We start from the raw sequence: 7,969 nt of genomic DNA on the forward strand, positions 1-7,969 counted from the left end.
GGTGATCAATGACGATGTCATCCGGCATACCGGGGTCACCCCGGAGCAACTGGCCGAGGTCGAGGATCACGAGCATGCGGAACTCGAACGGCGGCAACGGATGTTGCGCGAGAATCTGGACGCTGTGCCGCTGAAGGACCGCTCGGTCGTCATCGTCGACGACGGAATGGCAACGGGTGCAACGGTTGCCGTCGCCTGTGAGGTCGCGGCCGTGCACTCCCCGCGCCGGCTCACCGTCGGCGTCCCGGTCTCCTCGATCGAGGCCCTGCGCCGCATCGACCGGCTCGCCGACGAGATCATCTGCCCGCTGGTTCCCCGCGTTTTGGGCGGCGTGGGCGGCGCCTACGACGACTTTCACCAGCTGACCGACGACGAAGTGGTCGCCCTGCTCGGCCGATCCCGGCCCACAGCTCCGGAATCAGACCGGCCCTGGTGAGAAGTTCACCGACCCGGGAGCCGTCGAGTTTCTCGATCAGCCTGCGGCGCAACAACTCCGGGCCGGGAAGTCTCCCCTAGATGAAGGTGCCCCGAATTCGCAACAGTCCGGAATCCGGCAAAGCTCCGGAAAGACCGAGGAGGCCGGTTACCAGGTACCGGTTTCCGCGACAACGCGCTCGGCGGCGGCGAGCATGGGGCGCAACTGGGCGGCGAAGGCCTCGGCGGTGACCGGGGCGATGTCGACCTCGGCGCGGGTGTGGACGGTGTAGCGGCCGTCGCCGACTATATCGATCCAGCACAGCACGCCGAGGGGCCGCAGTTCGCCGTTGGCGCGGCGGGCGGACACGATGATCTGGCCGATGCCGTCGCGGGGCTGTTTGAGCAGACGACGGATGCGGGCGGGCTCGGACGGGCCGGCGACCGGCACCGTGACCAGGTCTCGGCTGTCTTCCCGTACCCGGCCCAGCGGGGCGGTGTGCCGCGGCAGGCTGCCCGCCACCCGCTCTGGCAGCACCGAAATCACGCGGGGGGCAAGGGATTTCGCAGTTCCCACGAACAGCAGCACCTCACCGCCGCGGTCGGCGGCCTCGCCGGGACGCTGGGCCGCGACGACCGTGACGTGCCCGGCCGCGGCGCCGAGCACCCTGACCGGGGGCGCCTGGTCGCCTAGCCCCTGTCTGCCGAAAACCTCCACCCGCACGGCCGGGCGGGCCAGCACTCGAAGCGCCGCCTCCAGGTCGGGATCGAGTGCGCGCGAACACCATTCATCGAGCTGAGCGAACTGCGCGTCACGTTCGACGCTGTCCCGGGCCGACAGGCGTACCGCCAGCGGATACGGGATCCGATCACCGTCGGTGCGCTCCCAGGCCAGCGCGAACTGGTCCGGGGTGAGCGTCCATTTCACCGGCGGCGGCCCGCTTCGGACCTGGTCGCTGACCCGCTGATCCTCATCATCGGCCACCGACGACCGGAACGGGCGCAGCGTCGGATCTACTGTTCATCGTCCGCCCACTCTCCGACAACCGGAACGGATACAGCGTCGGATCTACTCGTCATCGCCGGCCCACTCTCCGACAACCGGTGGGGTCGTCGGATTCAGATGCCCTACCAACTCGGTGTCCGGCTCGGGGAGCTCGAGGTAGGTCGGACCGTCGAAGTCCGGGTAGTACTCCTCGTCGTCGTACTCGTCGTCGTGGGAACGCTTGGGCGCCCGGGGAATCGACGGACCCGATCGCGGGGTGTCCCCGCCGAAGGCGACCGCGCCGCCCGCGAGACCACCCACGATTCCGGCGCCCATCCCGGACGCGGTATCGGCGGAGGCATTACCGGGCGACGGATCGCCCTGCTGCCCCTTGTCCTTTTTACCGTCCTTACCGTCCGTGCTCTGCGGAGTGGTGGACGCGCCGGCGGTCGTGGTGGCCACGACGGGCGTCGCCGCCGCGGTCGTCGGGGCCGCCTGGTGTTCCTGCGGTATGACGACCGCAGCCGGAGCGACCTGTGTTGCCGCGGGCTGCACGGCAACCGAGGCGGGCGCCGCCGCGCTCACGGGTGGCGCCGAGGACGCGGGAGCCACCGGGACCGCGGCATCCGTCCGGGGAGTATCGGTCTCGGCGGCCCGCTGCGGCTGCTGCTGGGCCGCGATCCGCCGGTGCTGTGAATCCTCGTGCTGGACAGCGGTTTGCAGGTTCGGAGCGGGCGGGACACCGGGCGTGACGAGGTCCGCCGCACCGCCGCCGGGGACCGGCTTGCCCGAATTCGGCGCGGCGACCTGCGGATTCGGATACATCCCGCCCACCGGGAAGCCCGGCACGTTGTTGCCCGTCGGGATGAACGCCCCGGTGTACACGGCGTTCATCACCCGCACCGCGTCCAGGCGCACGCTCTCGGCGGTCTTCTGCATGTCGGCATTGACGGTGGCGTGCTTGGGATCCAGCAGCGCGGCCTCGAGATCCGGGGACGCGCCGACCGGCTGCGCCACCGACGCGCGCAGCGTCTCGGCCGCGTCGTTCGCCTGGCCCAGCCGACGGCCCACCTCGGCCATCACATCGGACAGGTTCTGCCCCAGCGCCTCGAACGCCTGTACCGTCTCGGACGCGAGCGCGGCCGCGCTGCCGCGCCAGCCGTCGGCGATGGCCGAGCGGATCTGGGCGTGCGCCTGCTGCACCGCGTCGGCCATCCCGCTCGCCGAGTTCTGCCAGGCCTGCCGTCCGGCGGTCAGCACCTCCGGCTTCAGCAGCATCACGCCGCGGTAGAGCTCGTCGTAGCCGAGATGGTCGAAGACCTCGACGGTCGGCGCGTAATCCGGATCCGTCTGCGGGATTTCGGTCCTGGCCCCGGCGGCGCTGATCTCATGCATGGTTCGCTCCCACCACGACGGAGGTGGTATTGCCCAGCGCCGCGGCGATATCCGCGTCGTGCTGGGTGTAGGCGGCCGCGGCCTGACGCAGCGTCTGCGCGAGCTCACGAGACGCGTCGGCGTACTGCTGCAGATGTTCCAGGGCGTCGGACGCCTTGGACTCGAACCCATGCCGCAGCGAGTCGCCGGATTCGAAACCGCCGAAGCCGGGCAGCGAGAGTGCGGCGTGCAACACCCGCATCTGCTCTTCGACCTGTTCGGCCAGGGTTTCATAGCGGCGAGCGCAGCGTTCGTGGATGCCGTCGGTGACCAACACACCGTCCATCCACAGCTGTCCGTCATCGACCGCTTGGCTCAGGGCTGCCACATCACTGTGCAGGTCCCCGGTCTCCTGTGATTGCACCGGTCCCCCTTTCTCGAACTACTCCACTCGGCGCGCGCCCCGCTCCACGACGACATCTCGAATCCACTCCACGATGTCGGCGGTGACCTTGGCGTGCACCGGTTCGTGCAGCAAATCGTGCCCGGCATCGGCATACTCGCGCAACCCTACCGATTGTCCGCGCGCCGTCCAGTCGCGTACGGAATCGATCGGCGCGCGGCGGTCGTCCACACCGTGCAGGGCCAGCACCGGCAGATCTGGAGGCAGGGCCGGATAGCCCGCGGTGGCCCGCTTCGGAGTGCCGGTGAGCACCATCGCCGCGTATCCGAGATCGCTTCCCGTAGTGCCGGATACCATGGCGACCGCCGTGGCCGCGCCCAAGGAGTGACCCGCCACGACCAGCGGGATTCCGGGCGATTCCCGGCGTATCGCCAGGGCGAACGCCCGCGCGTCGGCGACGAGTTCGTCCAGGGTGCCCGGAGCTTGCGGATCCCCTTCGCTCAGGCCCTGTCCGGAGGTGTCAAGGCCCCAAACCTCGAGCCCCCGCGCACCCAGTCCCCGGGCGAAGCGGTGATAGTGCCCACTGTGCTGCCCCGTACCGGGCAGCCATTGCACCATGGCCAGCGGCCGCGGCACCGCCCACCGTCGATAGTGCAACTGCCCGCGGGCACCCTCGAAGAACGGCATCCCACGATCTTTACCCGGTCCGGGCGCGGACCACGCACGTACCCTGGACCACGTGGCTGATACGCAGCCAGAACACCCACCGGGCAGTCAGCAGGAACACCCGGGCCGATAAGTCCTTTAAAGACACGCCCCTTGGACGCCACGCCGTCTTACCTCGAATGATTACGCTGTTGCGCGAATCGGCAACGCAGGCGGTGCGTCCGCCGGATGCGGGTGTCCCAAGACGCACAGGAGGGCCGCGATTGATTCTGTTCGGTGATCGTGTCGTGTGCAGCACCGATGACCTGGTGAAGGCGGCGCGCTGCGAGTTCGCGCTGCTGCGCGCGCTCGATGCCGAACTGGGCCTGGTGCCGCCCCCCGAGAAGGATGCCGGGACGTCACCGGATCACGCGTTTGCGGATCCGGACGAACTGGACCGACTACTAGCGGACCTACCCTCCGAACACGCTTCCGAGGCGGCCGATTCGTCGATGATCCGCATCGATCATGTCCTCCTCGGTGACCCGGCTACGACTGTGGCGTCGTTGCGACACGCACAAGAGCAGACCCTCGCGGCCCTGCACTCCGGGGCCGGAGTGATCGTCGGCGCGCGATTCTTCGACGGCGACTTCGCCGCGAGCTGCGCGGCACTCGTGCGGGCGGATCTCTGCGATTCGCCCGAATCGGACCTCACACACGAGGATCCGGAGACCACGGGCGAGGGCGAATCGGTGGTGAACGGTGACGCCCTGCGCACATCGATGGCCGCCACCATCGACGGAGTGGTCGAGCACCTCGAGATCGGATACGCCGAGCCCGCAGGGGTTACGGAAGGCATCGATCCGATCGTATACAGCGAGTCGGTCGAGCAATCCGGGTTGTTCGAGCAATCCGAGGCCATGAGACATGCCGAACGCGCGGGGTCGGCACAACAAGCTGGACCGCTCGCACACGGGCACACCGGAGCAGGCGAGAGCACCGAGACCATCGATCGCATGATGCCCGTCGCAAAGGCGGGTACCGGAACATCCACTCACCGCACACCAGCCGAGCACGCCCAGCGGAACCCTGGCGCCGTCACGCATGCGGAGCCGGCCGCGCAAGGCGACGAGCACACCGACGAGACCGACACGGCGAACGCGGCACCGGAATACATCGTGTACGGCATCGTGGGACCGGCCGGGCGGATCGGCACCCTGATCGAGCTGGCTGCCTGCGCGGACACGTTGCGGCAGTACGGTTTCCGAGTCGGGAATCGACTGCGGCTGGCAGGCGAATCGCCGTCCGAGTACGAACTCGCCACGGCCGTGGCGGTGTATCGCGCGCGACGGCGGCGGCTGGCGACGATCCTGGAGAACAAGCAGAACGAACTACTTCCGGTGCAGTGGGGCGATCGCCGATACCTGGCCTGCGGCGACTGCCCCACCTGCACAGCGGAATTGGTGACCGGACGGGATCTGCTGCTGGTGGCGGGCATGCGCCCGGCCGTGCGGGCACAGCTGCGCGACGCCGGGATCACCACCGTGGACCGGCTGGCCGCGGCCGACTCGGCGGTCACCGGGGTTGCGGCCCAGACCTTTTCCGCGCTACGCCGCCAAGCCGAGCTACAGCTGCAACACGAGCGCGACGGGACGACTGTGTACGCGGTCACCGATGCCTCGGCGCTGGGCGCGCTGCCGCTGCCCTCCTCCGGCGACGTATTCCTGTCCGTCGCGGGCACACCCGCCGCGGTGGGAGTCGGCGTGGCGCCCGCGCAGACCGACGATCGGCCCCGCGAGGACGGGGCAATGCTCTTCCATGCGTTCCGCATCGATGAGGCTCCCGCCCTGCTCGAGTACCTCCTGGACCGCCAGGAACAGCATCCGGAATTGCGCATCTACCACTACCACACACCGGCCCGCCGACTACTGGCGCGACTGTGCGCGCGCTACGGCGCCGACGAGCAGATCATCGACGATCTGCTCGGCTCCCTCGTGGACCTGTATCCGATCCTGCGCTCCGCGCTGCTCATAGGCCAGCGCTCCTACCGCCTGGCCGACCTGACCGGGCTGTTCGACCCGACGGGCCGGACCCGGCACGACGACCTGGAATCCGAGTGCGCACGCACGCTGAGACTGCGCAGCTGGCTCTTGGATATCGCTGCTGCGCAAGGGATCTCGGCGACTCCCACGCCGCCGGACGAACAGGGTACCGAACCGCTGCCCGCAGTGGAGGCCGCGCTGCGTGAATTCGCCTTCGACTTCGACGAATCCCGCAGCGCCGCACAGCATGCCGCAGGACTCATGGCCGCGACCCTGGCCTATCACCGACGTGAACGTCAGCCCCTGCACTGGGCGCACACCGACCGCCTGTACCAGCCGATCGCCGAATGGGGCGACGCCCCAGGGGTTCTCGTCGCCGACTGGGGCACCGTGGACACCAAATGGCACAGCACCGACGACCGTCCGATGCGGCGCTATCTGACCCTCACCGGACGCCTGGGCACCGGCAGGGCGCCGCGCCCGGGCACCGAGGTGCTCACCGTCTACGACCGCCCGGCTCCCGGCATGAACGCCGCGCCCGGCCGCCGCGCCACCGCGCACGCCACCATTCTGGGCTGCTCGCTGGACGTCAATTTCGACGACGCCGTCCGGGTACGGGAGGTGCTGCCGCACGGCTGCGAGCCCTACGACGAGCTACCCGTCGCGATCGCGCCGGGACCACCCGGGCACGACGACAACATCGCCGACGCACTGGAATTCACGGCGAATCAACTGCTGGTGAGCCTGCCCGAGGTGCCCGCCACGGCCGCCTTCGACCTGCTGCTGCGCCGCGCCCCGCGACTGGCTTCGGGCGCGGCGCTGCCCGAGGTGTTCGGCGATCACGCCGCCGCGGTCACCGCCGCGGTCCTGGATCTGGACGACTCCTATGTCGCCGTCCAGGGCCCACCGGGAACCGGTAAGACCGATACCGGATCCCGTGTCGTGGAACGCCTTGTCACCCGGTACAAGTGGCGCGTCGGTGTGGTCGCGCAGTCACACTGGGCGGTCGAGCACGTCCTGGACGCGCTGGTCCGGGTCGGCGTGCTACCGGAACTGGTGGCCAAGTCCGATGCGCAGGGGGTCGAGCAGGAATGGCTGGCCATCGCCCCGGCCCGCTATCCCCGCTTCCTGGACAACGCCGTCAACGGCTGCGTGATCGGTGGTCTGCCCGGTGATTTCGCGGACGCCGAGCGAGTTCCCCCGGGCTCGCTGGATCTGCTGATGGTCGTCGACGCCGGACACTTCCCGCTCGCCGACGCGATCGCGGTCGCGGCCGGCGCCCGAAATCTGCTGCTGCTCGGCGATCCCGCGCCGCTGCCCGGACACGGCACCCACCCGGAGCCGGTGCACGATTCGGTGCTGGGCCGCCTGCTCGGCGGATCACCCACGCTGCCACCGGAATTCGGCTACTTCCTCGACCGCACCTGGCGCATGCATCCGCAGCTGTGCGGCCCGGTCTCGCGGCTGCGCTACGCCGGGCGGCTGCGCTCCAACGAAACCGTCACCCTCGCACGCGATCTCGAGGGCGTGCCGCCGGGCGTGCGCACGATCCCGATCGCCCATCACGGCAACAGCACCGAATCGGCCGAGGAGGCCCGCGAGATCGTGCGCCGGGTGCGCGGCCTGCTGGGCCTGCCGTGGCGGCAGGGCGCGGTGTCCCGCCGGCTGCATCCGCACGACATCCTGGTGGTGACGCCGTATCACGCGCAGGTCGCCCGCATCCGCACCCTGCTCTCGCGCGCCCGCATCGAGGACGTGCTGGTCGGCACGCCCGAACGGCTCGCGGGTCGCGAGGCCGCAGTCGTCCTGGTCTCCATGACCACCTCCTCCCCCGCCGAGGCGCCGCACGGCATCGGCACCCTGCTCTCCCGCCACTGGCTCACCACCGCGGTCTCCCGTGCGATGTGGACCGCGATCATCGTGCATTCGGCCCTGCTGGCCGAATACCTGCCCGAGGACGCCGAACAGATGACGGACCTCGCGGCCTTCCTCGACCTGTCCAGCTGAGTTCACCCACCCCGCCGGCTCCGCAAGCTCCGCCGCCTCACCATCCCGCTGTATTCACCCACCCCGCCGGCTCCGCAAGCTCCGCCGCCTCACCATCCC

The 7,969-nt window shown here is 69.7% G+C and carries 6 protein-coding genes; 2 read left to right on the forward strand and 4 right to left on the reverse strand.

All coding sequences use genetic code 11. The features are described from left to right. Nucleotides 1-436: phosphoribosyltransferase family protein (locus JZ791_RS42745; protein ID WP_256462071.1), on the forward strand; the 436-nt coding region annotated here is incomplete at its 5' end. Between the two features lie 147 nt (nt 437-583). Here JZ791_RS42745 and JZ791_RS42750 read toward each other — a convergent pair. The 4 genes from JZ791_RS42750 to JZ791_RS42765 form a co-directional block, all read right to left on the reverse strand. Beyond that, nucleotides 584-1,399: an ESX secretion-associated protein EspG gene (locus tag JZ791_RS42750; RefSeq protein WP_308163477.1), complete on the reverse strand. Its 816-nt coding sequence runs from the start codon at nt 1,397-1,399 to the stop codon at nt 584-586. A gap of 84 nt (nt 1,400-1,483) precedes the next feature. Further along, complete coding sequence (locus JZ791_RS42755; protein ID WP_216903455.1) at nt 1,484-2,794, reverse strand: WXG100 family type VII secretion target; 1,311 nt, start codon at nt 2,792-2,794, stop codon at nt 1,484-1,486. Further along, entirely contained in the window at nt 2,787-3,197 is a 411-nt protein-coding gene (locus tag JZ791_RS42760; RefSeq protein WP_308163478.1) for a type VII secretion target, read from the reverse strand. Before JZ791_RS42760 ends, JZ791_RS42755 begins: the two co-directional genes overlap by 8 nt. Nucleotides 3,198-3,215: 18 nt before the next feature. Continuing rightward, nucleotides 3,216-3,863, reverse strand: a complete 648-nt coding sequence (locus tag JZ791_RS42765) for an alpha/beta hydrolase (RefSeq protein WP_216903457.1) — start codon at nt 3,861-3,863, stop codon at nt 3,216-3,218. A 266-nt stretch (nt 3,864-4,129) separates the two neighbouring features. On the opposite strand from JZ791_RS42765, the gene JZ791_RS46760 reads away from it, so the two are divergent. Further along, on the forward strand, nt 4,130-7,870 hold the full coding sequence (locus JZ791_RS46760; protein ID WP_216903458.1) for a bifunctional RecB family nuclease/DEAD/DEAH box helicase: 3,741 nt from the start codon (nt 4,130-4,132) through the stop codon (nt 7,868-7,870). Nucleotides 7,871-7,969 lie beyond the last annotated feature (99 nt).

This window comes from Nocardia alni, assembly GCF_019038435.1.
Taxonomy (GTDB): domain Bacteria; phylum Actinomycetota; class Actinomycetes; order Mycobacteriales; family Mycobacteriaceae; genus Nocardia; species Nocardia alni.

Bases quoted from the DNA above. Each gene is read 5' to 3' on its own strand.
- JZ791_RS42765 (WP_216903457.1), bottom strand. From the start codon at position 3,863: ATGCCGTTCTTCGAGGGTGCCCGCGGGCAGTTGCACTATCGACGGTGG.
- JZ791_RS42755 (WP_216903455.1), bottom strand. From the start codon at position 2,794: ATGCATGAGATCAGCGCCGCCGGGGCCAGGACCGAAATCCCGCAGACG.